Origin of the sequence: Ectorhizobium quercum, from assembly GCF_026552795.1 — a bacterium.
Taxonomy (GTDB): domain Bacteria; phylum Pseudomonadota; class Alphaproteobacteria; order Rhizobiales; family Rhizobiaceae; genus Ectorhizobium; species Ectorhizobium quercum.
The window spans coordinates 79,684-104,328 of sequence record NZ_JANFPI010000009.1; the positions used below are offsets into that span (position 1 = coordinate 79,684).

At 64.6% G+C, this 24,645-nt stretch carries 24 protein-coding genes; 8 read left to right on the top strand and 16 right to left on the bottom strand.

The window, feature by feature from the left end:
* Nucleotides 1–11: 11 nt before the first annotated feature.
* On the bottom strand, nucleotides 12–4,799 hold the full coding sequence (locus tag NOF55_RS20650) for an NAD-glutamate dehydrogenase (protein ID WP_306413014.1): 4,788 nt from the start codon (nucleotides 4,797–4,799) through the stop codon (nucleotides 12–14).
* A gap of 245 nt (nucleotides 4,800–5,044) precedes the next feature.
* On the opposite strand from NOF55_RS20650, the gene pdxY reads away from it, so the two are divergent.
* Together pdxY and NOF55_RS20660 are read left to right on the top strand one after the other, a co-directional pair.
* Complete coding sequence (pdxY, locus tag NOF55_RS20655) at nucleotides 5,045–5,920, top strand: pyridoxal kinase PdxY (protein WP_306413015.1); 876 nt, start codon at nucleotides 5,045–5,047, stop codon at nucleotides 5,918–5,920.
* 88 nt (nucleotides 5,921–6,008) lie between these two features.
* Nucleotides 6,009–6,650 carry a carbonic anhydrase gene (locus NOF55_RS20660; protein WP_306413109.1) on the top strand — a complete coding sequence of 214 codons (642 nt, stop codon included), beginning with the start codon at nucleotides 6,009–6,011 and terminating at the stop codon, nucleotides 6,648–6,650.
* A 226-nt stretch (nucleotides 6,651–6,876) separates the two neighbouring features.
* Here NOF55_RS20660 and NOF55_RS20665 read toward each other — a convergent pair whose 3' ends face one another.
* The 4 genes from NOF55_RS20665 to NOF55_RS20680 form a co-directional block, all read right to left on the bottom strand.
* Complete coding sequence (locus tag NOF55_RS20665) at nucleotides 6,877–7,686, bottom strand: lytic murein transglycosylase (RefSeq protein WP_306413016.1); 810 nt, start codon at nucleotides 7,684–7,686, stop codon at nucleotides 6,877–6,879.
* Nucleotides 7,687–7,936: 250 nt separating this feature from the next.
* Nucleotides 7,937–8,965: an aspartate-semialdehyde dehydrogenase gene (locus NOF55_RS20670; protein WP_306413017.1), complete on the bottom strand. Its 1,029-nt coding sequence runs from the start codon at nucleotides 8,963–8,965 to the stop codon at nucleotides 7,937–7,939.
* A gap of 119 nt (nucleotides 8,966–9,084) precedes the next feature.
* On the bottom strand, nucleotides 9,085–9,207 hold the full coding sequence (locus tag NOF55_RS20675) for a hypothetical protein (protein ID WP_306413018.1): 123 nt from the start codon (nucleotides 9,205–9,207) through the stop codon (nucleotides 9,085–9,087).
* Between the two features lie 72 nt (nucleotides 9,208–9,279).
* A complete protein-coding gene (locus tag NOF55_RS20680) occupies nucleotides 9,280–9,840 on the bottom strand; it encodes an NADPH-dependent FMN reductase (protein WP_306413019.1) in 561 nt (186 codons plus the stop codon).
* A 245-nt stretch (nucleotides 9,841–10,085) separates the two neighbouring features.
* Here NOF55_RS20680 and NOF55_RS20685 point away from each other — a divergent pair, with 245 nt between their 5' ends.
* On the top strand, nucleotides 10,086–11,957 hold the full coding sequence (locus NOF55_RS20685; protein WP_306413020.1) for an MFS transporter: 1,872 nt from the start codon (nucleotides 10,086–10,088) through the stop codon (nucleotides 11,955–11,957).
* 230 nt (nucleotides 11,958–12,187) lie between these two features.
* Here the strand turns inward: NOF55_RS20685 and NOF55_RS20690 are convergent, their stop codons facing one another.
* Both NOF55_RS20690 and leuB read right to left on the bottom strand, forming a co-directional pair.
* A complete protein-coding gene (locus NOF55_RS20690) occupies nucleotides 12,188–12,838 on the bottom strand; it encodes a phosphatase PAP2 family protein (RefSeq protein WP_306413021.1) in 651 nt (216 codons plus the stop codon).
* 163 nt (nucleotides 12,839–13,001) lie between these two features.
* Nucleotides 13,002–14,114: a 3-isopropylmalate dehydrogenase gene (gene leuB, locus NOF55_RS20695; RefSeq protein ID WP_306413022.1), complete on the bottom strand. Its 1,113-nt coding sequence runs from the start codon at nucleotides 14,112–14,114 to the stop codon at nucleotides 13,002–13,004.
* Nucleotides 14,115–14,349: 235 nt separating this feature from the next.
* Here leuB and NOF55_RS20700 point away from each other — a divergent pair, with 235 nt between their 5' ends.
* On the top strand, nucleotides 14,350–14,802 hold the full coding sequence (locus NOF55_RS20700; RefSeq protein ID WP_306413110.1) for a pseudoazurin: 453 nt from the start codon (nucleotides 14,350–14,352) through the stop codon (nucleotides 14,800–14,802).
* A gap of 82 nt (nucleotides 14,803–14,884) precedes the next feature.
* Here NOF55_RS20700 and leuD read toward each other — a convergent pair whose 3' ends face one another.
* Nucleotides 14,885–15,490, bottom strand: a complete 606-nt coding sequence (leuD, locus tag NOF55_RS20705; protein ID WP_306413023.1) for a 3-isopropylmalate dehydratase small subunit — start codon at nucleotides 15,488–15,490, stop codon at nucleotides 14,885–14,887.
* Nucleotides 15,491–15,722: 232 nt separating this feature from the next.
* Nucleotides 15,723–15,953 carry a hypothetical protein gene (locus NOF55_RS20710; protein WP_306413024.1) on the bottom strand — a complete coding sequence of 77 codons (231 nt, stop codon included), beginning with the start codon at nucleotides 15,951–15,953 and terminating at the stop codon, nucleotides 15,723–15,725.
* A gap of 154 nt (nucleotides 15,954–16,107) precedes the next feature.
* On the opposite strand from NOF55_RS20710, the gene NOF55_RS20715 reads away from it, so the two are divergent.
* Nucleotides 16,108–17,010 carry an HpcH/HpaI aldolase/citrate lyase family protein gene (locus tag NOF55_RS20715; protein ID WP_306413025.1) on the top strand — a complete coding sequence of 301 codons (903 nt, stop codon included), beginning with the start codon at nucleotides 16,108–16,110 and terminating at the stop codon, nucleotides 17,008–17,010.
* Nucleotides 17,007–17,213: a DUF1737 domain-containing protein gene (locus tag NOF55_RS20720; RefSeq protein WP_306413026.1), complete on the top strand. Its 207-nt coding sequence runs from the start codon at nucleotides 17,007–17,009 to the stop codon at nucleotides 17,211–17,213. The genes NOF55_RS20715 and NOF55_RS20720 overlap by 4 nt, the downstream gene beginning before the upstream one ends.
* Nucleotides 17,214–17,237: 24 nt before the next feature.
* On the opposite strand, the gene NOF55_RS20725 is transcribed toward NOF55_RS20720, so the two are convergent.
* Nucleotides 17,238–17,675, bottom strand: coding sequence for a metallopeptidase family protein (locus NOF55_RS20725; RefSeq protein ID WP_306413027.1), 438 nt, complete (start codon nucleotides 17,673–17,675; stop codon nucleotides 17,238–17,240).
* 246 nt (nucleotides 17,676–17,921) lie between these two features.
* Here NOF55_RS20725 and NOF55_RS20730 point away from each other — a divergent pair, with 246 nt between their 5' ends.
* Together NOF55_RS20730 and bfr are read left to right on the top strand one after the other, a co-directional pair.
* Nucleotides 17,922–18,233, top strand: coding sequence for a (2Fe-2S)-binding protein (locus NOF55_RS20730; RefSeq protein ID WP_306413028.1), 312 nt, complete (start codon nucleotides 17,922–17,924; stop codon nucleotides 18,231–18,233).
* Entirely contained in the window at nucleotides 18,199–18,696 is a 498-nt protein-coding gene (gene bfr, locus NOF55_RS20735; RefSeq protein ID WP_306413029.1) for a bacterioferritin, read from the top strand. The genes NOF55_RS20730 and bfr overlap by 35 nt, the downstream gene beginning before the upstream one ends.
* 291 nt (nucleotides 18,697–18,987) lie before the next feature.
* On the opposite strand, the gene NOF55_RS20740 is transcribed toward bfr, so the two are convergent.
* The 6 genes from NOF55_RS20740 to rsfS form a co-directional block, all read right to left on the bottom strand.
* The gene (locus NOF55_RS20740; RefSeq protein ID WP_306413030.1) at nucleotides 18,988–19,515 is read right to left on the bottom strand and encodes an RNA pyrophosphohydrolase; all 528 of its coding nucleotides are present in this window, start codon (nucleotides 19,513–19,515) and stop codon (nucleotides 18,988–18,990) included.
* Between the two features lie 41 nt (nucleotides 19,516–19,556).
* The gene (locus NOF55_RS20745) at nucleotides 19,557–20,732 is read right to left on the bottom strand and encodes a divergent polysaccharide deacetylase family protein (RefSeq protein ID WP_306413031.1); all 1,176 of its coding nucleotides are present in this window, start codon (nucleotides 20,730–20,732) and stop codon (nucleotides 19,557–19,559) included.
* Between the two features lie 36 nt (nucleotides 20,733–20,768).
* Complete coding sequence (locus NOF55_RS20750) at nucleotides 20,769–22,094, bottom strand: S41 family peptidase (RefSeq protein WP_306413032.1); 1,326 nt, start codon at nucleotides 22,092–22,094, stop codon at nucleotides 20,769–20,771.
* A complete protein-coding gene (locus NOF55_RS20755) occupies nucleotides 22,084–23,493 on the bottom strand; it encodes a murein hydrolase activator EnvC family protein (protein ID WP_306413033.1) in 1,410 nt (469 codons plus the stop codon). The genes NOF55_RS20750 and NOF55_RS20755 overlap by 11 nt, the downstream gene beginning before the upstream one ends.
* A gap of 96 nt (nucleotides 23,494–23,589) precedes the next feature.
* A complete protein-coding gene (gene rlmH / locus NOF55_RS20760) occupies nucleotides 23,590–24,072 on the bottom strand; it encodes a 23S rRNA (pseudouridine(1915)-N(3))-methyltransferase RlmH (RefSeq protein WP_306413034.1) in 483 nt (160 codons plus the stop codon).
* An 86-nt stretch (nucleotides 24,073–24,158) separates the two neighbouring features.
* Nucleotides 24,159–24,572, bottom strand: a complete 414-nt coding sequence (gene rsfS, locus NOF55_RS20765) for a ribosome silencing factor (protein WP_306413111.1) — start codon at nucleotides 24,570–24,572, stop codon at nucleotides 24,159–24,161.
* Nucleotides 24,573–24,645: the final 73 nt, after the last annotated feature.

Here is a 24,645-nt window from a genome sequence, read left to right on the forward strand (position 1 = left end):
CGCCACCAACCTCAGGCCGCGTGCTGGGCGGCGAGGTCGGTCAGCAGGCCGGCGGCGACGGCGATGCGGGCGAGGCTGATCTCGCCGCTGTCGCTCAGGTTGGCAAGCTCGGCGGCCACGCGGTTGATGCGCAGCCGGTCGCTGGCATGCCACACCTCCACCGGCTGGGGCTCGTTCGCATGGGAGGTCAGGACCGTGACGACCATGTGGCGGCGGGCGGCGGCGATCTGGTCGAGGCCGTGGGTCAGCGCCAGCGCCTCATAGTGGTCCGTCGCGGTGATGCGTGAGCCGTTGCGGATGAGCTGCGGGATGCGGAAGGTCTGCGAGATCGCGAAATAGGTCTCGACGGCGCGCAGCAGCGTTGCGCCGGTTCTCTCCGCGACCTGCATGATTTCCGGTGTCAGCGCCAGCATGAGCAGTCCGGCGATCTCGGCTGCCAGCGCCGGGGGAACGCCCGCCTCGACGAGGCCCGACCGCCGGGCGGCAATTTCCTCGGCAATGGCTGCCGGCGTCGCGCTTGCCAGTGCGGGCCGCAGGCTGTGCAGCGCCGCGTGGATCTTCCCGATCGCCGTGCCGATATCGCCCTTTTCCAGGCCTGTCTTCAGCAGAACGCGGGTGGCCTCGGTATAGAGGGTCTGGATCGTGGCGTAGAGTTCGAGTTGCAGCGCGCCCTCGATCCGGGCGTCGAGCGCATCGATGCCCGCCCAGAGCCTGTCCAGCTCGAAGCCTTCCCGCACCAGAACGGCAGCGTGCACCACGTCGGCGGCGGAAGCGCTGGTGGCGTCGCTCATCGTCTGGACGAAGGCCGCGCCGCCGCGGTTGATCACCTCGTTGGCGAGAACCGTGGCGATGATTTCCCGGCGCAGCGGATGGCTGGCGATGTCGTCGGCATGAACCTCCTGCATGCGTTCGGGGAAATAGCCGGCGAGCGTCCTTGCGAACCAGGGATCGTCGGGAAGATCGCTGGCGACGAGCGCGTCCGACAGGGTGATCTTCGCATAGGAGAGCAGGACGCCGATTTCCGGGCGCGTCAGCGGCTTGCCGGCAGCATAGCGTTCCGCAAACAGGGTTTCCGACGGCAGGTTCTCGACCTTTCGGTTCAGGTGCCCGCGCGATTCCAGCGCGTTCATGAGCCGGCTCAATGTTTCGCTGTTTGCGACCCCCTGCCGCTCGGTCAGCGATATGGCCAGGCCTTGCAGATAGTTGTTGCGCAGAACCAGTTGCGCCACCTCGTCGGTCATGGAGACGAGAAGGCGGTTTCGCGCATCGCGGGTCAGCCGGCCTTCGCGCATGGCGGTCGCAAGGGCGATCTTGATGTTGACCTCGACGTCGGAGGAATTGACGCCGGCCGAATTGTCGATGGCGTCGGAATTGACGCGACCGCCCTTGAGGGCGAAGGCGATGCGGCCCTTTTGCGTCACGCCCAGGTTCGCCCCCTCGCCGATGACCGCAGCCTGGACCTCGGTGGCGGAAACGCGGATCGCGTCGTTGGCGCGGTCGCCCACTTCGGCGCTGGTTTCCTCCGGCGCCTTCACATAGGTGCCGATGCCGCCGAACCAGAGAAGGTCGACCGGCGCCTTGAGGATGGCCGTCATCAGTTCGACCGGCGTGACGACGGCCTTGTCGAGACCGACCGCCGTCATCGCCTCCGGCGTCAGCGTCACGGATTTTTCCGCGCGGGAGATGATCATCGCGCCTTTCGACAATGTGCTGCGGTCGTAGTCCTGCCAGCTCGAGCGCGGCAGGTCGAACATGCGCCTGCGCTCCGCGAAGGAGCCGGCGACGTCCGGATCGGGATCGATGAAGATGTCGCGGTGGTCGAAGGCGGCGACGAGGCGGATCTTTTCCGACAGGAGCATGCCGTTGCCGAAGACGTCGCCGGACATGTCGCCGACACCGGCGACGGTGAACGGCGTCGTCTGGATGTCGATGTCCTTCTCGCGGAAGTGGCGCTTGACCGTTTCCCAGGCGCCGCGGGCGGTGATGCCCATCTTCTTGTGGTCGTAGCCGGCGGAGCCGCCGGAGGCGAAGGCGTCGTCCAGCCAGAAGCCGGCTGCCTGCGCCAGTTCGTTGGCGGTGTCGGAGAAGGTGGCGGTGCCCTTGTCGGCGGCCACGACGAAATAGGGGTCGTCGCCATCGAGGCGCACGGTGTCGTCCGGCGGAACGACCTTGCCGCCGTCGATATTGTCGGTGATCGACAGAAGCGTGCGGATATAGGTCTTGTAGGCTTCCTTGCCGGCGGCGAAGATCTCGTCGCGGCTGCCGTTTGCCGGCAGGTTCTTGGGATAGAAGCCGCCCTTGGCGCCGACCGGCACGATCACGGCGTTCTTCACCTGCTGCGCCTTCACCAGCCCCAGAACCTCGGTACGATAGTCCTGGGCGCGGTCCGACCAGCGCAGGCCGCCGCGGGCCACCTTGCCGAAGCGCAGATGCACGCCTTCCACTTCGGTGCCGTAGACGAAGATCTCGCGGAAGGGACGCGGCTCCGGCAATTCGGCCACCAGTGCCGGATCGAACTTGAAGGCGAGCATGGCGGATGGCTGGCCTTGCGCATCCCTCTGGAAATAGTTGGTCCTGAGCGTCGCGTCGATGGCGTTCACATAGCGGCGCAGGATGCGGTCCTCGTCGAGCGTCGGCACGGCCACCAGCCCCTCGGCGATGGCGTCGCGGTGGTCCGCCAGCCGTTGCGGGCGCTGCTGCTCGGAAACCGCGGGATCGAAACTGTCGTGGAAGAGCCGGAAGATCGCGGCGCTGATCGCCGGGTAGCGCACCAGCGTTTCGGCGATGTGGTTCGGCGAGTAGACGATGCCGGTCTGGCGCAGGTAGCGGGCATAGGCGCGCAGCACGGCGGTTTCGCGCGCCGTCAGGCCGGCGGTGATGATCAGGCGGTTGTAGGGATCGTTGTCGATCTGATCGGTATAGACGCCCTGGAAGGCGTCTTCGAGGACCGGGCCCAGCAGCTTCAGGTCGAAGTCGCGGTTCGCCTCGGGGGCAAGCTCCATGTCGTGGAGGATGACGACATCGCCGTCGTCGCCGCGCGCCACGTCCAGCTCGAAGGTCTGTTCGCTGATGACGCTGAAGCCGAGGTTTTCGAGAAGCGGCACGCGCCGCGACAGCGGGATCTGCCTGTGCGGATTGAAGATCTTGAGGCCGAGCACCCGCCCTTCCGGCTGGTAGTGATAGTGGAAGGCGATGTGCGGCATTCCGGTTTCGAGCGCGGCGGTGATCAGCGGCAGGTCGGCCACGGCGTCTTCCGGCGCGAAGGATTCCTGATAGGCCTGGCTCACTTCGAGGCGCGGTGCGTCCGGTCCCGCCAGTGCGGCGAGACGGACACTCCAGCGGGTGACGATGTGGCGGACCGCCTCCTCCAGCCGGGACTGGCCGATTTCCGGGGTCTTGCCGCCGCGCCGGCCGACGATGATGTGAACGCGGGCCACGCCGCCTTCGGGAAAGGCCGGATAATAGGCCGAGACATGGCCCTCGTAGGCCGCGGCCATGAACTGGCCGATCTTCTCACGCACGGCGGAATTGTAGTCCTCGCGCGGCACATAGACGATCAGCGAGACGAAGCGGTCGAACCGGTCGATGCGCGGCAGCACGCGCACGCGCGGCCGTTCCGCCAAGTCGTTGATCTGTTCGCAGAACGTCGTCAGCAGGCCGGTGTCGATCTGGAACAGGTCGTCGCGCGGATAGGCTTCCAGCGTGTTCTGGAGACGCCGGCCCGAATGGCTGCGGCCGTCGAAGCCGAAGTTCTCGGCCACGCCGGCGACCTTCCGGCGCAGAAGCGGGATCTGGCTGACGGAGCGGGTATAGGCCGTCGAGGTGAACAGGCCGGTGATCCGCAGCTCGCCGATCACGTTGCCTTGCGCGTCGAAACGCTTGACGCCGACATAATCCATGTAGCCCCGGCGATGGACGACCGACTTGGCGTTGGCCTTGGTGACGATCAGGAAATCCGGTCCTTCGAGGAAGGCGAGGATTTCCGGCGTCGTGGTGACGGCTTCCTTGCCGCGGCGCAGGACCAGGACGTCGGGATCGGAAAGAATGCCGAGGCCCGGTTTCGGGCCGCGTTCGAGCCGCCCCTTGCCTCCCTCGCGGCTATAGACGTATTCGCGCATGCCGAGGAAGGTGAAGTTGTCGTTGCGCAGCCAGTCGAGAAAGGCCACCGCCTCGTCGCGCTCGGCGGAAAGCGCGCCGGCATCCACCGCCTTCAGCCCGGTCATCGCCTCGTCGAGAAGGGCCAGCATCGGCTTCCATCCGGTGCAGGCGAGGTCGACCTGCGACAGGACATGGGCGAGGCGCTCGGCGAGGCCATCGGCGCGCGCGGCATCCAGACCGGTCAGATGGATCTGGATATGGCTGATCTGGGTTTCCGTCTCCCGGTCGGTCGCCCGGGTGAACAGGCGGTATTGCCCCTCTCCCGCCGCGACCAGGATCGGATGGACCGCCAGAGCAATGTCGCGGCTTTCGGCGGCGACCTCGGCCATGACGGAATCGTAGAGAAACGGCATGTTGCGCGCGACGATCGAAAGGACGCTCACCGGGGTCTTGCCGATGTCGAGACCCGGCACCGGACCGATGGTGATGCGCGGCTCGCCGCCGCGCCAGGCGGCCAGCTCCCGTGCGGCGTGGACGGCGCCGGCCGCCAGCATGCCGGCCGTATAACGGTCGAGGTCGTCGCTGCTGGCGCGGCCATAGAGCAAGGCGGGGTCCAGACAGGGCTCGCCGCTATCCTGCGCCAGCCGTCGCGCCGCGTCGATCTTGCCGTCATCCCGTATCGAGGTCGTGGCGGTGTCCATTTCTATCTCCCGGTGATGTCCGTCCCTGAACGGCAGGATTGAAGCTTAACCCTTGTCAAATCATGTAGGCTGCATCATTCAAATACAAAATGTGCGGAAAGAAATGGCCAAAACAAGCTTTTCCCGCGTACTTCCAGGAAAATCGCGTTCCGGATGCCAATTTGCACTCCGCGTCACACCCGTGTTGACAGAGACCCCCAAAAGGAACGATCAACAGCGCAGTTCTCATATCGGAATGTCTCGTCATGTCGGAAGAAGTCCCGGGCCCGGTCATCGCCATTTCAAGCCATGTGGTGCACGGCTCCGTCGGCAATCGCGCTGCCGTCTTCGCGCTCGAAACGCTCGGTCATCAGGTCTGGTCCCTGCCCACCGTGCTCATGCCGTGGCATCCGGGGCACGGCCCTTCGACGCGCATGGTCTTTCCCGACGATACCTTCTCCCGGGTGATCGACGACATGATCGCCTCGCCGAAGCTTGGCGAGGTGAAGGGTGTCCTCACCGGCTATTTCGGCTCTCCCGGCCAGCCGGCGGCGGTCGCCCGGCTGATCAGGGCGCTGAAGGAGAAGAACCCCGATCTGGTTTATGTCTGCGATCCGGTGATGGGCGACACGGGCGGCCTCTACGTGCCGGAAGCGACCGCCGGTGCCATCCGCGACCATCTCATTCCGCTGGCGACGCTGGCGACGCCCAACCGGTTCGAGCTTGCCTGGCTGTCGGGCGCGCCGCTTGAGGACAACAACCAGATCATCGATGCGGCGCTGGCGCTCGGGCCGTCCAGGATGCTCGTCACCTCGGCCTTCGCGATGATGGCGGGCGGCACCGGCAACCTGTTCTTGTCGGGCCGCAACGCCCTTCTGGCCGAGCACCGGGCGATCGGCAATCCGCCGAACGGTCTCGGCGACCTGCTCGCCTCCGTCTTCCTGTCGCGGCTCCTGTCCGGCATGGACGAGGAAAAGGCGCTTCAGCTTGCCACCGCCAGCGTTTTCGAGCTGATCGCCCGCACGGCCCGGCGCGGCGGCGACGAACTGACGCTGGCCAGCGATGCCGCAAGCCTGTCGCGGCCGATGGCGATGGTCCAGATGCGGCGCCTCCTGCATCCGTCCGCCCGCAGGCCGCGGTGATCGCCGCTTTTAGCCATGCTGCGTCGCGGCATATTCTCCGAAAGAACGGGTTGCCATCGGCGATGCGCGGATATACTTCCATTGCATGATGCAACGGTTTCCAGAGTATCTTCTAGCGGGCTACCGCAGTTTCATGGGCGGACGCTATACGGCCGAGCGCGACAGGTATCGGGAACTGGCCGCCAACGGCCAGCAGCCGCGTACCCTTCTCGTTGCCTGTTGCGATTCCCGTGCCGCACCCGAGATCATCTTCAACAGCTCTCCCGGCGAGCTTTTCGTCGTGAGAAACGTCGCCAACATGATCCCGCCCTACGAGCCGGACGGCCAGTACCACGCCACGTCGGCGGCGGTCGAGTACGCCATTCAGGTCCTGAAGGTGGAGAATGTCGTCATCATGGGCCACGGCCGGTGCGGCGGCATCCAGGCGGCGCTTTCGCCCAGTTCGACGCCGCTGTCGGACGGCGATTTCATCGGCAAATGGATGAAGCTGCTCAAGCCGGCGGCCGAGCAGATCCAGACCAGTTCGCTGCTGACGGCCGGCGAGCGGCAGACCGCCCTCGAACGGGTCTCGATCCGCAATTCCGTCAGCAACCTGCGCAGCTTTCCCTTCGTCAAGGCCCGCGAGGTGGAAGACGGCCTGCGTATTCACGGCGCCTGGTTCGATATCTCGACCGGCGAACTCTGGATCATGGACGACGAGACCGGCGATTTCGTGCGCCCGACACTCTGACGCTGCGGCTGAAACGCAAGAAGCCCCGGCAGGACCGGGGCTCAGACTGCTGACAAAAGGCGCCGAAGGCCTCTCCTTCGTCATGGTCGGGCTTGACCCGGCCATCCACCGCGGCGCTTGCGGCTTGGACCCTCGGGTCGAGCCCGAGGGCGAGGATGGAGACGTTCTGTCAATACACTGAGCCCCGGTCCCGCCGGGGCTTTCGCATTGCGGTTTGCGGTGCCCGTCAGCCGCCGTCGATGGCTGCGCCGATATGGGCGATGGCGCGCTGGTAGACGCTGGCTGCGTTCCAGCCCTGGATCGCGGCGTAGTTCGGCTGGCCGGGCTGGTAGCCGGCGCCGGCGCGCCAGCCGTGGCCCTTGAGGAAATTGGCGGTCGAGGCCAGCGCATCGGCCCGCGAGCCGACCAGATCGATCCGGCCGTCGCCGTCGCCGTCGACACCGAAGCGGACGACATTGCGCGGCAGGAACTGCGTCTGGCCGATCTCGCCATGCGCCGCGCCGCGCGAGGTGGTGGTCAGCGAGCCCTTGGCGAGCAGTTGCAGGGCGGCGTAAAGCTGGTCGGTGAAGAAGTCGGTGCGGCGGCAGTCATAGGCCAGCGTCGCGACGGCCGACATGGTGTGCTGGTTGCCGAGGAAGCCGCCGAAGCCCGTTTCCATGCCCCAGATGGCGATCAGCGGGCCGGCGGGCACGCCGTAGCGCTGTTCGATGCGGGCGAAAAGGGCTGAATTCGACTTCTTCATGGTCTTGCCGCGGGAGATGATCGTCTGGCCGCCGCGCTTCTGCATGAACTGTTCGAAGGACAGCCTGAACGAGTGCTGGCCGCGGTCGGCGCGGATCGTCGCCTGGTTGTAGCTCACGTTCGAGAAGGCCCTGTCGAGCACGGATGCCGGCACGCCATTGCCGGCCGCTTCCCGCTTGAACGCGCCGACCCATGCGTCGAAGCCTGCCGCGGTGTTGCCGCAGCTTGCGGCGGCAGCGGGCGCCGTCAAGGCGGCCAGCGCTGCAAATGTCAAAGCGAATTTCGCCATGCGCATGAAAGAAACCCTGTCTGTTGAGCCTGTCTGGAGGCGCTGCACAATCCCGTTCCGGTTTTCCATCCGACCGGCCGTGGCGAGCAGGTGCGGCTATATCGTGCCGCATCTCGCCCTGGACGTGTCTTAACGGAGAATCCGTAAAAATCGGACTAACGTGTCCGAAACCGTGACGGGAAGTCAAACCACGCCTGCGTTATCGGAGCGTGCGGAGCCGCCGGATCGCCGGTTTCCCGCTCTTTCCCGGTGCGTCTCAGGCGGCCTTCGGCTTGATGAGGCCACGGTTGATGAGAAGCTCGGCGATCTGCACGGCGTTCAGCGCGGCGCCCTTGCGCAGATTGTCCGAAACCACCCACAGGTTGAGGCCGTTCTCGACGGTCGCATCTTCGCGGATCCGCGAGATGTAGGTCGCATCCTCGCCGGCGCATTCGACCGGCGTGATGTAGCCGCCGTTCTCGTGCTTGTCGATGACGAGGCAGCCGGGCGCCTCGCGCAGGATGTCGCGGGCCTGGTCGGCGGTGATTTCCTTCTCGAACTCGATGTTCACCGATTCGGAATGGCCGATGAAGACCGGGACGCGCACGGCGGTGCATGTGACCTTGATCTTCGGGTCGAGCATCTTCTTGGTTTCGGCCAGAACCTTCCATTCTTCCTTGGTGTAGCCGTCTTCCATAAACACGTCGATGTGGGGGATGACGTTGAAGGCGATGCGCTTGGTGAACTTCTTCGATTCGATCGGATCGGCGACGAAGACGGCGCGGGTCTGGGTGAACAGCTCGTCCATGCCGTCCTTGCCGGCGCCCGAGACGGACTGGTAGGTCGAGACCACGATGCGCTTGATGGTGGCGGCGTCGTGCAGCGGCTTCAGGGCGACGACGAGCTGGGCGGTCGAGCAATTCGGGTTGGCGATGATGTTGCGCCGGGTGAAGCCCTCGATGGCGTCGGGGTTCACTTCCGGCACGATCAGCGGCACGTCGGCGTCGTAGCGCCAGGCGGAGGAGTTGTCGATCACGACGCATCCGGCGGCGCCAATCTTCGGAGACCACTTCTGCGAAACGCTGCCGCCCGCCGACATCAGGCAGATGTCGGTGTCGGAAAAGTCGTAGTTTTCAAGGTTCTGGACCTTCAGGACCCGGTCGCCGAAGGAGACTTCCGTTCCCTGCGAGCGTGCCGAGGCGAGCGCGACGACCTCACTGGCCGGAAATCCGCGTTCGGCGAGAATACCCAGCATTTCCCGGCCGACATTTCCGGTCGCGCCCGCTACAGCAACTTTGAAACCCATGATCAAGCTCTCTTTCTCTTCTCTCCTCGTGTCCGGTGAGGGGGGAAGCCGGGGCCTTTCGACGGCATCGGTCTTCCTGTCCCCGGCCGGGCCGGGGAGAGAGCGGCGGGCCAGAGACGTCAGACGGTTTTCGTCGTCGTTTTGGCCGTGATTTTGCAGATATCGGACATGCAGGAAGCCATCCCGCCGCAGGGCGCCGGGTCGAAACGGTCAGCAATGACGATCATGCCGTCGTAAAGCATCGTGGATTCCTCAGTCGCTGATGCTAATACGCCTTTTTATGCCGGAGTCAAGCAATCAGGCGGGGTCCGGCCTCATTTGCCGGCGCCGGCGCGCACGAAGTCGGCGAAACCGGCAAGGAAGGCCTGCACGTTCTCCTTCGTCTTTTCGTCGGTCAGCTTGCCGGCGGCGTCGAAAAGCGTGTCCGCGCGCGAGACGAGCAGCTTGGCGCCCGACCATTGCACGGCGCCGAGCGTCTTGAGGACCGGAAGCCAGGCGGTCTGCGACAGCACCGTGCCGAAGCCACCGGGCGAGGCGCCGGCGACGGCCACCGGCTTGCCGCCGAAAACGGCCTTCATATCGCCGCCCCGGCTCGCCCAGTCGATGGCGTTCTTCAGCACGCCGGGCATGGAATTGTTGTATTCGGGCGTGACGATCAGAAGGCCGTCGGTCTCCCTGATGAGGGTTTTCAGCGCCACCACGGCCGGCGGAAGACCCTCCGCCGTTTCGAGATCGCCGTCGTAAAGCGGAATGCCACGGAGCGAGCCCACCGATATTTCCGTTCCCTCAGGGGCGTTGGCGATGCACGCGCGCAGGAGCGAGGTGTTCAGCGAGGCCTTGCGCAGGCTTCCGGAAATGGCGGCGATCCTGATCATAAGGTGGTCCTTTCGAGGGCGGTTTCCATGCGGGCAATCAAGCATGGAACGTGCGGCCGGGAAAGCGGTTCCGGCGGCGGGACCTGCGACAATTCGCGCAGCAAACCTAGACTAAAGTCATAATCCGAAAGAACGGATGCGCGCCCTCTTCATTTTCTGTCAATGTTTCACCATGCGCATCCCTGTACCCAGGAGGAGGAAACCGGGGTCGTGATGCGTAACCGGGGTCTTTTGGAGGAAAAATCATGGCAAATGTCGCCGCAGCCGGGGCATCCACCCCGCGCATGACGCGCGAGGAGCGAAAGGTCATCTTCGCATCCTCGCTCGGCACCGTCTTCGAGTGGTACGATTTCTATCTCTACGGTTCACTCGCGCTTTATATCGGCTCGCACTTCTTCTCGCAGTATCCGGAAGCGACGCGCAACATCTTCACCCTGCTCGCCTTCGCCGCCGGCTTCCTCGTGCGTCCGTTCGGCGCGCTCGTCTTCGGCCGCCTGGGCGATCTCGTCGGCCGCAAGTACACGTTCCTCGTGACCATCATCATCATGGGCGCCTCGACGTTCCTCGTCGGCATCCTGCCCGGCTCGCAGACGATCGGCATCGCGGCGCCGATCATCCTGATCATCCTGCGCATGTTGCAGGGCCTCGCTCTCGGCGGCGAATACGGCGGTGCGGCAACCTACGTGGCCGAACACGCGCCGAACGGACGCCGCGGCTTCTACACGTCGTGGATCCAGACGACCGCGACGCTCGGCCTGTTCCTGTCGCTGCTGATCATTCTCGGCATCCAGGTGGCTATGGGGCCGGAAGCCTTCGCAGCCTGGGGCTGGCGCCTGCCCTTCCTGCTCTCCGTCGTCCTTCTCGGCATTTCGGTGTTCATCCGCATGTCGATGAACGAATCGCCGGCCTTCAAGAAGATGAAGGAAGAGGGCACGCAGTCCAAGGCGCCGATCTCGGAAGCCTTCGGCCAGTGGAAGAATGCCAAGATCGCGCTTCTCGCCCTGTTCGGCGCCGCCGCCGGCCAGGCCGTGGTCTGGTACACCGGCCAGTTCTACGCGCTGTTCTTCCTGCAGAACGTGTTGAAGATCCCGGCGCATGACGCCAATATCGCCATCGCCGTCTCGCTGGCCCTCGGCACGGGTTTCTTCGTGTTCTTCGGCTGGCTTTCCGACAAGGTCGGCCGCAAGCCCATCATCCTGGCGGGCCTGCTTCTGTCCACCCTCACCTACTTCCCGCTGTTCAAGGCGCTGACCTGGGCCGCCAATCCGGCTCTCGCCTCTGCCCAGGCCAATATCAACGCCACGGTGACGGCCGATCCGCGGGATTGCAACTTCCAGTTCAATCCGACCGGTACGGCCAAGTTCACCACCTCCTGCGACGTGGCCACGGCCTATCTGACGCGCAATTCGGTTCCCTATACCGTGGTGTCCGCTCCGGTGGGCCAGGTCGCGACCGTCACGATCGGCGATACCACGGTCGAGGGCTATTCCGCGACGGACCCGGCGGCGACCGCCAAGGCCACCACGTTCGAAAAGGACGTGAACATCGCTCTCCAGAGCAACGGCTATCCGCTGCGTCGCGGTGCCGTGAAGGTTCCCGAAACGAAGCTCGATGCCTTCGTCGCGGCCAATCCCGAACTGAACCTGAATGCGGAGACCATCCGGGCGGGCGAGAGGTCGGTCGTCACGACCGAGGAACTCATCGAAGCCGGGCTGCTGACGGCCGAGGAGGCCGCCGGCGAAACCTCGACGTCGGTCTATACCATCCCGAATGCCGGCGCCTTCGCGATGTATGCCGATCCCGACAGCATCCGGTGGGTTCCGATGATCGGCATTCTCTTCATCCTCGTCCTTTACGTGACGATGGTGTATGGCCCGATCGCCGCGCTGCTGGTCGAAATGTTCCCGACCCGCATCCGCTATACCGGCATGTCGCTGCCCTACCACATCGGCAACGGCTGGTTCGGCGGCCTCCTGCCGGCAACGGCCTTCGCGATGAGCGCCGCCAAGGGCGATATCTACTACGGTCTCTGGTATCCGATCATCATCGCCGGTTTCACCTTCATCATCGGCCTGATCTTCCTGAAGGAAACCAAGAACAACGACATCTCCGTCTGACCCCGTATCGGATCGGAAGGAAGGCCCGGCGCCAAAAGCGCCGGGCCTTCGGACTGCTGGCAAACTGCTCATTGCTCTCTTTCGTCATGGTCGGGCCTGGACCCGACCATCCACCGCGCCGCCTGCGGCGTGGAGCCTTGGGGCTCGAGCCCGAGGGTGACGAAAGAGAGTAGGTGGCAATACACTGAAGCCCGGCGTTTTTGGCGACGGGCCTTTTTGCCGGAAATGCCCTACAGGCGGAAGATGCGGCCATACCGGGCGGCGAGGCGGGCCAGAAGGACCGCCGATCCCAGCCCGGCCAGCAGGCCGACCACCACGTCGCTCGGGTAATGCACGCCGAGAATGAGGCGGGTTGCGGCAAACCACAGCGCCAGCGCGGCGAAAAGCCACCTGTATCTCGGAAAGCAGAAGGCGAGCGCGGCGAACAGCGCGCCGGCATGGGCCGCGTGGCCGGAGGGGAAGCTGACATAGTCGAACGTGCCGTCGAAGGCCTTGCGGCCGAACAGGCCATGTTCCTCGAAGACGGTCGGCCGCGCCCGCCCGACCAGCGGCTTGATCGCATGGACGATGCCGCTGGCCAGCAGAACCGATGCCGCCGCGTAGAAGCCCTTCATGGCGATGCGCGTCGACTGGAGCGTCAGGGCGATCCCGCTGAACAGGGCAAGCGCGCTCATGATCGGCACGAGCATCACGGCGTCGGTGGTCTGCGCCGAAAGCGTCGTCAGCAGGTCCGGCCATTGCCCGGTCATGCGGGCGACCGGCTCGTCCAGCGCGAGGAATGCGATGGCCGGAACCGGAATGAGGAGCAGCGCCAGCAGCAGGTTCCATTGCGGCGCCTTCGGCGCCTGTCGCGGGAAAGCGGTGTTCCCTCCGGTTTTCACGTCGTCTTTCATCCGTCAGCCGTCTTCTTCTTCGGGTCATCCTCTGGAAATGGGTCTGGTCGGTAGATATGGCACGAACGCGCAATTCAAACCCCGGAGACGAAAAACCCCGCCGGGCGAAGGCCGGGCGGGGTCAGGCACGTGCGGCGCGCGCCGATCGGCGTCAGGCGGAAAGCGCCCTGAATTCGGCGAGGATCGCGTCGCCCATTTCCGCGGTGCCGACCTTGCGGCAGCCGGGTGCCATGATGTCGGCGGTGCGGATGCCTTTTTCCAGAACGTTGGCGATCGCCTTTTCGAGATTGTCGGCGTCCCCGATCAGCTCGAACGAGTAGCGCAGGCACATGGCGAAGGAGGCGATCATGGCGATGGGATTGGCGATGCCCTCGCCGGCGATGTCCGGCGCCGAACCGTGGACTGGTTCGTAGAGCGCCTTGCGCTTGCCGGTTTTCGGGTCCGGCGCGCCGAGCGAGGCGGAGGGAAGCATGCCGAGCGAGCCGGTCAGCATGGCCGCGACGTCGGACAGCAGGTCGCCGAACAGGTTGTCCGTGACGATGACGTCGAACTGTTTCGGCGCGCGCACCAGTTGCATGCCGCCGGCATCGGCCAGCATATGGTCGAGCTTCACGTCGGGATACTTCGCCCGGTGCGTTTCGGTCACGACCTGATTCCAGAGCACGCCGGACTTCATGACGTTGCGCTTTTCCATCGAGCAGACGCGGTTGCCGCGCGTGCGGGCCAGTTCGAAGGCGACGGAGGCGATGCGCTCGATCTCGTAGGTGTCGTAGACCTGCGTGTCGATGCCGCGCTTCTGGCCGTTGCCGAGGTCGAGGATCTGCTTGGGCTCGCCGAAATAGACGCCGCCGGTCAGTTCGCGCACGATGAGGATGTCGAGGCCCTCGACCAGTTCCGGCTTCAGCGAGGAAGCCCCGGCGAGCGCGGGATAGCAGATGGCCGGCCGCAGGTTGGCGAAGAGTTCCAGATCCTTGCGCAGGCGCAGAAGACCGGCTTCCGGGCGCACCTCATAGGGAACGCCGTCCCATTTGGGACCGCCGACGGCGCCGAACAGCACGGCATCCGCGGCCAGCGCCTTGGCCATGTCTCCTTCGGAAATGGCCGAACCGTGGGCATCGTAGGCGCTGCCGCCGACGAGGCCCTCGTCGGTCACGAAGCCCGTGCCTCTGGCGTCGTTCATCCAGGCGACGATCTTGCGGACCTCGGTCATGGCCTCGGGGCCGATGCCGTCGCCGGGCAGCAGGAAAAGGGAACGGGTGGTCATGGGGGTAGCCTCCTCATCGGTTTGCCGGGTTTTAGTCCCGCGCCGGCGCAAAGACAAGGACGGCTGCCGCCGTAACGGTACGCGGCAAGCCCGAATGGCCTGGCTGTTTTAGAATGGTTTCAGACATGTGGCGTAATGTCATCTTTCGCCGGCGGCGCCAATCGGCTTTAAACGTAAGGGAAGCCCCGGTCAGGAACGAATGCGCGGCCGGGTCAGACGAATGGAGAAGAGAATGATGAAAGCGATTGGAAAACAGCTCGCGGGGGCCGCTCTTCTGGCGATGCTGGCCGCTCCGGCCTTTGCCGCCGAACACGAGATCAAGATGCTGAACAAGGGCTCGGACGGCGAGACGATGGTCTTCGAACCGTCGTTCCTGCGGATCGCGCCGGGCGACACGGTCGTCTTCGTGCCGACCGACAAGAGCCATCAGGTCGATGCCGTGAAGGAAGCGCTGCCGGAAGGCGCGGAAGAATTCAAGGGCAAGCTCAACCAGGCGGTGAGCGTGACGCTGACGATCCCGGGCGCCTACCCGGTCAAGTGCATTCCGCATCTCGGCATGGGCATGGTCGGCCTGATCGTCGTCGGCGACGGCGTTCCCGACAACCTCGAACAGGTGAAGAGCATCCGGTTGCCGAAGAAGTCGAAGGACCGGCTGGCCGCCGATATCGCCAAGGCCGAGGCGCCCTGATCGGGTTCAGGCTTCAGGCCATGAAAAAGCCAGCCGCGCGGGAAACGCACGGCTGGCTTTGATGTTTCGGCGGACCGGCCTGTCAGGCCCAGGGGCGGGCTGCTTCGCGGGCCTTCTCGAACGTGTTGATCGAATTTCCCTTTTCCAGCGTCAGGCCAATGTCGTCGAGCCCGTTCAGCAGGCAGTGACGGCGGAAGGCGTCGACCTCGAAGCGGATCGAGCCGCCGTCCGGGCCGGTGATTTCCTGATTTTCAAGATCGATGGTCAGGATGGCATTGGAGCCGCGCGAGGCGTCGTCCATCAGCAGGTCGAGCTGTTCCTGGGTGACGACGATCGGCAGGATGCCGTTCTTGAAACAGTTGTTGTAGAAGATGTCGGCGAAGCTGGTGGAGATCACGCAGCGGATGCCGAAATCGAGCAGCGCCCAGGGCGCGTGCTCGCGCGAGGAGCCGCAGCCGAAATTGTCGCCGGCGACGAGAATCTTCGCATCCTGATAGGCGGGCTTGTTCAGCACGAAATCCGGGTTCGGCGAGCCGTCCTCCAGATAGCGGGCCTCGGCGAAGAGACCCTTGCCCAGCCCGGTGCGCTTGATCGTCTTCAGGTAATCCTTCGGAATGATCATGTCGGTGTCGACATTGACGACCGGCATCGGTGCGGCAACGCCGGTGAGCTTCACGAACTTGTCCATCCAAACCTCCTACGGCATGTCGGCGCAAACGGGTCCGGCGACACGGCGCCATCCGCCAGTTTTTAACCGGGGCTGCCGGGCCGCTTCCGCCGTTCGGGCGGAGACGCAGCCGGAAAACCGCGATTTCCCTTGCACATAGTGCAAAATCGCGGATTTGAGAAGCCGAATGTCGCGGCAAACGGTACGGCCCTCAGTGGTGGCCGCCGTTTTTTCCTGCCGGTTTCGCCTGTTCCTACTGGTCGATGATCGTGCCGCGACCGTCGTTCCAGACGCGAATCTCGTCGGACTTGCGGGCCCGGGCATAGATGGGCGCGCGCCGGTTTGCGGGTATCAGCGCACGGGCGATCAGCGTCACGGCGGCGAGACCTGCCATGAGGGCCACGAACGAGGCCGTCAGAAGCACCGTGCCGGCAATGACGGCAATGCTCAGCAGGCCCAGAAAGAGGGAACGGATACTGTTCATGAGTTGAAATCCTTTCGCACTGACAATGTGGTCCCGCCTTCCTGCGACTGCAAGGACAAATCCTCATTATCGTGCGAATCCGGCGATTTTTCGCCCGGCGCATCGTATTTCGTATGGCTTGCGCCGTGCGGCAAAGCTTGGCAGAACGGGAGGCATGACAGACATTGCCGTTTCTCGTCCCGTTCGCCTGCGCCGCTCGCTCCTCAGCGTGCCCGCGATCAACCGGCGCGCGCTGGAAAAGGCGCGCGGGCTTGCCTGCGACGGGGTGATCTTCGACCTGGAGGATTCCGTCGCGCCGGAGAAGAAGCAGGAGGCGCGCGACAACCTTGCCGGCTTCTTCGCGGCAGGCAGGCTGGCGGGCCGGGAACACGTCATCCGCATCAATGCGCTGGCCAGCGCGTTCGGCCGGCTCGACATGGAGACCGTCATCGCGCTGGCGCCGGATGCGGTGCTCATCCCGAAGGTCGACGGGCCGGAGGACGTTCTGGCGGTCGCTGATCTTCTCGATGAGGCCGGCGCCGCCGCCGGCATCGAGGTCTGGGCGATGATGGAGACGCCGCGCGGGGTCCTGAACGCGGCGGCCATTGCCGGAACCGGCACCGCGCGGCTCGGGGCCTTCGTCGTCGGCCTGAACGACCTGCGCAAGGACACCGGCGTGCCGATGGAGCCGGGCCGGACCTTTCTCATCCCCTGGCTGATGCAGGTGGTGCTGGCCGCGCGCGCCTATGGCGTCGAGGTGATCGACAGCGTCAGCAACGATTTCCGCGATCTGGACGCTTTCGCCGCCGAATGCCGGCAGGGGCGCGGCATGGGCTTCGACGGCAAGATGCTGATCCATCCGGCGCAGATCGAGGCATCGAACCGGCATTTTTCGCCCGACGCCGCCGATGTGGCCGAGGCGGAAGCCATCATCGCCGCCTTCGCCGATCCGGCCGCCGCCGGCCTCAACGTGCTCACCGTCAACGGCCGGATGGTCGAGCGCCTGCATATCGAACCGGCCGTGCGGCTTGCGGCGAAAGCGCGGCTTGCCGCCGAACGGGAGAACCGAACGACATGAAACTCTACCGCTTTCTGACCGGGCCTGACGATGCGAGCTTCTGCCACAAGGTGACGGCGGCCCTGAACAAGGGCTGGGAACTCGCGGGCTCGCCCACCTATGCCTTCAATGCCGCAACCGGCGCCATGCAGTGCGGGCAGGCGGTCGTGAAGGAGGTGGACGGCAGGGAATACAGCCCCGACCTGAAGCTCGGCGAGCAATAGGCTCCCGCGCGAGCCATGCCGTCGTCAGCGCTGGGCGGCCTCGTCGGCGCTTGCCTCGATCTCTTCCATGTCGTCGTCCGAGAGGCCGAAATGATGGCCGATCTCGTGGATCAGGACATGGGTGATAATGTCGCCCAGCGTTTCCTCGTTCTCGGCCCAGTAGTCGAGAATCGGGCGGCGATAGAGCGTGATCCGGTTGGGAAACTCGCCCGTCTCCATCGTGAACCGTTCGGAAATGCCGCGGCCCTCGAAAAGGCCGAGCAGGTCGAAGGGTGTTTCCAGCGCCATGTCCTCGAAAACGTCGTCCGCAGGAAAGTCGGATATCTCGATGATGAGATCCGTCGTCAGCGCCCGGAATGCCTCCGGCAGGTTGCCATAGGCTTCGATCGCCAGCGACTCGAAGGCGCTGATCGTCGGCGCATGGCGGTCGCGCCAATCGTCGGTCTGGTCGATGCGGGCCATTATCTCTCCCGGTCAGGCGGCTCGTCCTCTTCAGGGGGCCGCGCTCTTGTCGTCGTCCACGGTCGGCATTTTGTCGCAGCCGCCGCCTTTTTCAGCGTGCATATAGGATGTTTTGGCGGATATTTCGAGAGGAAACGGCAAACAAGGCTAATGGGCGCCGCGGGCGGGGGCGAATTTTCTTGACATTCGCTATCTTCTTTTGCAAAAAGCGGAGAGTGAGTTTCAAGTTTGACGGACTGAGCGGGTATGCTCGTTTGCAGCTGTAATTACATTACCGACAAGGAAATCAAGGACGTCATCAACGAATTTCTTGATGAGGACTGTTGGCAGTTGATCGTTCCGGCCAAGGTTTATCACGCCATGGCGAAACGAGGGCGTTGCTGTGGCTGTTTTCCCACTGTCGTCGACTTGATTATTTCCACGACCGAAGACTATCATCGCCGCCGTCAATCGACGGAGGCGGAAGTATGCGATTTCATGTCCCGCCTGAAAAAATTCCACGAAGAACGCAGGAGAGCGGACATTGAAAGGCGACATAAAGGTCATCGAGCGGCTTAACGAGGCTCTTTTCCTCGAACTGGGCGCGGTCAACCAGTACTGGCTGCATTATCGTCTTCTTGAAGACTGGGGCTACACGAAGCTCGCCAAGAAGGAACGCGCCGAATCCATCGAGGAAATGCAGCATGCCGACAAGCTCGTCGAGCGCATCATCTTCCTCGAAGGCCATCCCAATCTTCAGAAAGTCGGCCCGCTGCGCATCGGCCAGAACGTCAAGGAAGTTCTGGAAGCCGATCTTGCCGGCGAATACGATGCCCGCACTTCCTACAAGGATTCCCGCGACATCTGTCATCAGGCCGGTGACTACGTCACCATGAAGCTGTTCGAGCAGCTGCTGATCGACGAGGAAGGCCATATCGACTTCCTGGAAACGCAGCTCGAACTGCTGGAGAAGATCGGCGAGGCGAAATACGGCCAGCTCAACGCCGGTTCCGCCGACGAGGCCGAAGGGGACGATCACTGAGGCAGGTTCGGATTCCGGAACCGAAAAAACCGTCAGGGGACGCGTCGGCCCACCGATAAACGCCGGTGCTCTTCCCTTGTCACTTCCAGGCCCGCCGGGAGGCGGGCCTTCAGACTATAGGCAATATCGCTCTCTTTCGTCATGGTCGGTCCTCGGGGGCAGGTTCGAGGATGACCCGGCCATACACCGCGCCGCTTGCGACGTGGAGCCTTGGGTTAAATCCGAGGGTGACGAGGGAAAGAGGTTGTCAACAGGCTGCCCGCCGGAAGGCGGGCTTTTTCATGCCTTGCCTCAGCCGGCGAGATGGCGGAACTCGGCGACGACGTCCTCGTAGACCTTGCGCTTGAACGGCACGATCAGACCGGGCAGCGTGTCCATCGGCTTCCATTCCCAGGCGTCGAATTCCGCCATGTGGCCGCCGGGCGGAGGATTGATGGCGATTTCGCTTTCGTCGCCCTCGAAACGATAGGCGAACCAGCGCTGGGTCTGGCCGCGGTACTTGCCGCGCAGGCCGATGCCGATCAGATGCTCGGGCAGGTCGTAGTTGATCCAGCGGGAGGCCTCGGCGAGCAGCGAAACGCTTCTCATGCCGGTTTCCTCATAGAGTTCGCGCAGGGAGGCGGCCTGCGGATCCTCGCCCTCGTCGATGCCGCCCTGCGGCATCTGCCAGAGCTGCGGCGAGCCGTCATATTCGGTATTGCCTTCCATCAGGCGCCGGCCGGCCCAGACGAGGCCGCTCGGGTTCAGAACCATGATGCCCACGCAGGGGCGATAGGGCAGATCGTCTGCCCGGACCTTGACCTTTATTTCCTTGCTCATGGCAAACCTTCGGAATGGGAATCGTCTGGGACCGTCTTATATCAGGGCGATGTCAGCGAAGCGACGCCGACGATCTCGATGCCGCGTCCCTGCGCTTCCTCGCTCCATTGCGCCACCGCCTCGATCGTCTCGTCGAAGGCGAAGCCGATGCCGACTGCCGTGCCGTTGCGGCGGGCGATGCGCTCCAGCTCGTCCAGCTTCTTCAGGATGGCATCGGTGCTGACCATGCCGTCGATCTGGAGATCGCCGAAACTGTGCCGGACGCCGAGCGTCCTGGCGAGCGCGCCGGTCTGCGAGCGGGCAGACGAACCGTCGTCGAGAAACAGCAGGCCGCGTTCGCCGATGTCGCGCATCACCGGCTCCAGCGCTTCGGCATCGGCGAGAAAACGGGCGCCCATATAGTTCATGATGCCGGTGTAATTGTTCATCCGCGCCATCGCCTTGTGCAGGCTGTCGAGATTGGCGGATTTTTCCCGCGAAACCAGCAGGGTGTCGGGGCCGGGATTGTTGGCCGGATAATCGAAGGGTTCGAGGGGAACCTGAAGCAGCACCTCGTGGCCCTGCCTGCGGCTTTCCTGAACCCAGCGTGACAGGCTGTTGCCGGAGGCGGCGAAGGCGAGCGTCACATCCGGCGGCAGGGTGCGGATGGCCTTCTGCGTTCCGGTCTGGCTGAGGCCGAGGCCGGCGATCACGATGGCCACGCGCGTGCCGCGCGTGCCCGACCACGGCCGGGCGTAGAATTCGGAGGGCGTCAGCCCGTCCGGGCCGATCACCGGCAGTTTGCCGAAGGCGCTGTCTTCCTCCAGCTCGGCATTCGGAAAGCCGGCCAGGCGCGAATCCTGCGTTCGCGATCCCGCGCCGATCAGGGCCGGGCCTTCGTTATCGCGCGTCCGCGGCGCGTAGGTGGTCACGACAGCGCCGTCCGCCGTCGTCGTCTGCCGCACATCGGCGCCGGATTGCGGGGCCTGGCGCTCGAGGCCGATGCCGGGCGGTGCCGGTTGCGCGTTGCCGGAGGGCTGGGCCGCCGCCGTTTCGGTTTCTTCCGCCGCCGGATCGTTGCCGCGCAACGTGTCCGGCATGCGGGCGGCATAGACCGAAAGACCGATCACGCCGAGAAGTGTAAGCACGCCGCCGACCCGGGCAAGCGAAAACAGGCCGGAGCGCTTTCGCGGCTCCGGCCTTTTCTGTCCCAGCGGTGCGTGCAGATCGGTTTCCACGTCCTGTCTGTTCGCGGTCAGCCTCGCTCCGGCCGACTAGTTCTTCACGACCGTCTTTTCCGGGTTGGGCGGGAAGGACGGATCGGTCTTGACGCCGCGGATCAGGTCGAGCGCATAGCCGAGCTGCAGGTCGTCCTTGGCTTCCGGCGGCACGTAGGCGCCCGAGCCCGAGCCTTCGTCGGTCTCGTTCTGGCCCTGGATATGGCCGCGCAGGCTGGATTCGCCCTCGGTGCGGACCCGTCCCTGCAATTCCGGCGGAAGCGGCTGCTCGACCACGATGTCCGGCGTGATGCCGGTGCCCTGGATCGAATTGCCCGACGGCGTGTAATAGAGCGCCGTGGTCAGGCGCAGCGCGCCGTTGCCGCCGAGCGGCACGATGGTCTGCACCGAACCCTTGCCGAAGGAGCGCGTGCCGAGCACGGTGGCGCGCTTCAGGTCCTGCAAGGCGCCGGCGACGATTTCGGACGCGGATGCCGAACCGCCGTTGACGAGAACGATCACCGGCTTGCCGTCGGTCAGGTCGCCCGGACCGGCATTGAAGCGGCGGGTCTCGTCCTGATTGCGGCCGCGGGTGGAAACCACCTCGCCCTTGTCGAGGAAGGCGTCGGAAACGTTGATCGCCTGGTCGAGCAGGCCGCCGGGGTTGAGGCGCAGGTCGAGCACATAGCCCTTCAGCTTGTCGGCCGGCACATCGGCCTTGATCTTTTCGATCGCCTTTTCGAGATCGTCATAGGTCTTCTCCGTAAAGGAGATAACGCGCAGATAGCCGATATCGTCGCCTTCGACGCGCGACTTGACGGCCCGCACCGCGATGATGTCGCGGGTGATGGTGAAGTCGAGCGGCTTGTCGGCGCCCTTGCGGATGACCGTGAGCTTGATCGGCGTGTTCACCGCGCCGCGCATCTTCTCGACCGCTTCCTCGAGCTTGAGGCCGCGCACCGACTGGCCGTCGATCTCGGAGATGAAGTCGCCGGCGAGAATGCCGGCCTTGGAAGCGGGCGTGTCGTCGATCGGCGTGATGACCTTGACCATCTCCTCTTCCATCGTCACCTCGATGCCGAGGCCGCCGAATTCGCCCTTGGTCTGGGTGCGCATGTCCTCGGCGTCGCGGGCGTTGAGATAGCTGGAATGCGGATCGAGCGAGCTCAGCATTCCGTTGATGGCGCTCTCGACGAGCTTCTGCTCGTCCGGCGGCGTCACGTACTGGGCGCGGACGCGCTCGAACACGTCCCCGAAGATCGAAAGCTCCTTGTAGGTGGAGGTTCCGGCAGCGACGGCAGGTACGACAGCAGAATAAATCCCGACTGTCGCGGTGGCGCCCATCAAGGCACCGGCGAGTACAAGAGAAGTCCTACGAATCATTGCGTACCTTTCCAGCGTCTGTTGCGGACCACCAAGGTCGGGAATCGACCGGCACCCGATCCTTGCTCAATTCAATGTAAAGCGTCGGCCGGTCCGTTTCCAGCGCCAATGCCGCTGCGCTTGCTACTCTTTTCACGCCCATCGCCGCGATCGGTTCGCCGGCGAAGACGAAACGGCCGGGGCGTACCTTCACCTGATACATGCCGGACAGCACCATGTGATAGCCGTCGCCCATGTTCAGAATGATCATTTCGCCGAAGCTTCGAAACGCGCCTGCGAATACCACCGAACCATCGGCCGGGGCAGTCACCAGTGCTTCCGGACCAGATGCTATTACCATACCCAGCGACGAATGTCCCGTGCCGTCGGCATCTCCGAACCGCCTCAGAACCTCGCCCGCGACGGGATAATCCAGCTTTCCCTTCAGATCAGAAAAAGCATATGCGGGTGCAATACGGTTTTTATCGGGCACGCCGGCGCCCGCAGCCTCGCGTTCCTTCTGCCTTTCGGCCTCGGAAAGCCTGTTTCTGCGCTGTTCTTCCAGCCTTGCCGCCTCGGCAGCCTTGCGAACGGACTCGATTTCACTTTCGAGTGAAGTGATCAGTCCTTCCAGGCTGGTAGCGCGGCCGGCGAGCTCGGCGGCGCGCCGTCTTTCCTCGGCGAGCTGTTCCGAATTTTCCCGCTCCAGGCGGGTGTTCTCCGTCAGGAGGAGATCCATGCGCCGTTCCTCCTCCAGGCTGGCGCTCATGGTCCGGGAAAGATCGGCCCTTTCCTCGGCGATGGAGGCCTGGAGATTGGCGAGCGCGGCCAGATCGGCCAGCAGCCTTTCGGTTTCCCGCCGCATGCCGGGAACGACGGCGCCGAGCAGGATGGCGCTGCGGACGGAGCCGAGCGCGTCCTCCGGCGTCACGAGAAGGGCGGGCGGCGGATTGCGGCCCATGCGCTCCAGCGCGCCCAGAACCTCGGCCAGCAGGCCGCGCCGTTCGCGCAGCGAGCCGCGCGCGTGGTCCTCCCTCACCTTCAGCTCCGCCAGGCGCTTCTCGCTCGCCAGCATGTTCGCCTCGAGCGTCTTGCGCCGGGTCGCCGACTGGATCAGCGCTCCGCGCACGCTCTGCGAGCTTTTCTCGAGCCTTGCGATCTCGTCCTCGAGCGCCTGGCTCCTGTCGGCAGACAGGTCGAGCGTCTTCGACAGGGTTTCGAGTTCCGAGCGGGTCTCGTCGCGCTTGCGCTCCAGTTCGGCCGAAGGGCTTTCGGGGGCCTCGACGCCCGGCTCAACGCCGTCCGGCTCGAAGGCGGCGAGCGGATGGCCGAAAAGGCCGGCCAGAAACAGCGCAAGCGCCGCCGTCGCCGTCAGGCGGCGGTGCCGGGGGACAATGCTGCTTCTTGCGCCGTGAATCATGGGCCTCAGCCGAAATGGAGACCGAACCTACTGCATAAAAGCGCAAACCGGAATCGGCCCGCGGAGATAATTTGTCTCCGGCCTTGGCTTTCGTCCTCAGGCGCGGTGATAGGGATGGCCGGTCAGGATGGTGACGGCGCGATAGAGCTGTTCGGCGATCAGGATGCGGACGATCTGGTGCGGCCAGGTCATGCGCCCGAGGTTCAGCACCGCGTCGGCGCGGGCGGTGAGGGCAGGGTCGAGCCCGTCGGCGCCGCCGATGGCGATCATCAGGTCGCGCTTGCCGCCGTCGCGCCAGCCGCCGACGAGGCCGGCGAAACCTTCGCTGTCGAGCGCCTTGCCGCGTTCGTCGAGCAGAACGAGGACGGCGCCTTCGGGCAGGGCCTTTTCGAGGAGGGCGGCTTCTTCCCGCTTGCGGGTGTCGGCATGGGCCGCGCGGCTTTCATTCACCTCGACGACGCGCAGGAACTCCAGTCCGGTGGCCGGGCCTGCCCTGGCCAGCCGGTCGAGATAACGCGCGACAAGATCCTTCTCCGGTCCGGTTTTCAGCCGTCCCACGGCAAAGAGACTGATGCGCATGTCGTTCCGTCCTTCAGGCTCGCGAAATCTGCCGTTCCCGCCTGAACCATCCGGAACCGCGCCATGTCAACCGCAACCGGTGCGGATCAGTGAACCGTCTCGCCATCCAGTTCCGGCGCCGACCACATCCGCTCGATATTGTAGAATTCGCGGATTTCGGGACGGAACACATGGATGATGATGTCGCCCGTGTCGATCAGCACCCAGTCACCGGTATCGAGGCCCTCGACCCGGGCATTGCCGAAGCCTTCGTCCTTGAGATCGGTGATGAGGTGGTCGCAGATCGCCGCGACGTGCCGGGTCGATCGTCCGGAGGCCACGACCATGTGGTCCCCGAGCGCGGATTTTCCGGCGATGTCGATGGAGACGATATCTTCTGCCTTGGAGTCCTCGAGACTTGCGAGGACCAGCTCAAGCGCGCGGGCGGCGGCGTCAGAACCGCGTTCCGGGCGGGCGGGAATGGAGACCTTGGCCCTTCCCTTGGTGTGCACTGTCGTCAGATTTCAAGCCTTTCTCTCGTAACAGGGCTGCACGTCATCCGCCGCGAAGCAGCGGATATGAAAAAGGTGGCAT

Coding starts and splice junctions, on each gene's coding strand:
- NOF55_RS20650 (WP_306413014.1), bottom strand. CDS start 4,799: ATGGACACCGCCACGACCTCGATACGGGATGACGGCAAGATCGACGCG.
- pdxY (WP_306413015.1), top strand. CDS start 5,045: ATGTCGGAAGAAGTCCCGGGCCCGGTCATCGCCATTTCAAGCCATGTG.
- NOF55_RS20660 (WP_306413109.1), top strand. CDS start 6,009: ATGCAACGGTTTCCAGAGTATCTTCTAGCGGGCTACCGCAGTTTCATG.
- NOF55_RS20665 (WP_306413016.1), bottom strand. CDS start 7,686: ATGCGCATGGCGAAATTCGCTTTGACATTTGCAGCGCTGGCCGCCTTG.
- NOF55_RS20670 (WP_306413017.1), bottom strand. CDS start 8,965: ATGGGTTTCAAAGTTGCTGTAGCGGGCGCGACCGGAAATGTCGGCCGG.
- NOF55_RS20675 (WP_306413018.1), bottom strand. CDS start 9,207: ATGCTTTACGACGGCATGATCGTCATTGCTGACCGTTTCGACCCGGCG.
- NOF55_RS20680 (WP_306413019.1), bottom strand. CDS start 9,840: ATGATCAGGATCGCCGCCATTTCCGGAAGCCTGCGCAAGGCCTCGCTG.
- NOF55_RS20685 (WP_306413020.1), top strand. CDS start 10,086: ATGGCAAATGTCGCCGCAGCCGGGGCATCCACCCCGCGCATGACGCGC.
- leuB (WP_306413022.1), bottom strand. CDS start 14,114: ATGACCACCCGTTCCCTTTTCCTGCTGCCCGGCGACGGCATCGGCCCC.
- NOF55_RS20700 (WP_306413110.1), top strand. CDS start 14,350: ATGAAAGCGATTGGAAAACAGCTCGCGGGGGCCGCTCTTCTGGCGATG.
- leuD (WP_306413023.1), bottom strand. CDS start 15,490: ATGGACAAGTTCGTGAAGCTCACCGGCGTTGCCGCACCGATGCCGGTC.
- NOF55_RS20710 (WP_306413024.1), bottom strand. CDS start 15,953: ATGAACAGTATCCGTTCCCTCTTTCTGGGCCTGCTGAGCATTGCCGTC.
- NOF55_RS20715 (WP_306413025.1), top strand. CDS start 16,108: ATGACAGACATTGCCGTTTCTCGTCCCGTTCGCCTGCGCCGCTCGCTC.
- NOF55_RS20720 (WP_306413026.1), top strand. CDS start 17,007: ATGAAACTCTACCGCTTTCTGACCGGGCCTGACGATGCGAGCTTCTGC.
- NOF55_RS20725 (WP_306413027.1), bottom strand. CDS start 17,675: ATGGCCCGCATCGACCAGACCGACGATTGGCGCGACCGCCATGCGCCG.
- NOF55_RS20730 (WP_306413028.1), top strand. CDS start 17,922: ATGCTCGTTTGCAGCTGTAATTACATTACCGACAAGGAAATCAAGGAC.
- NOF55_RS20740 (WP_306413030.1), bottom strand. CDS start 19,515: ATGAGCAAGGAAATAAAGGTCAAGGTCCGGGCAGACGATCTGCCCTAT.
- NOF55_RS20750 (WP_306413032.1), bottom strand. CDS start 22,094: ATGATTCGTAGGACTTCTCTTGTACTCGCCGGTGCCTTGATGGGCGCC.
- NOF55_RS20755 (WP_306413033.1), bottom strand. CDS start 23,493: ATGATTCACGGCGCAAGAAGCAGCATTGTCCCCCGGCACCGCCGCCTG.
- rlmH (WP_306413034.1), bottom strand. CDS start 24,072: ATGCGCATCAGTCTCTTTGCCGTGGGACGGCTGAAAACCGGACCGGAG.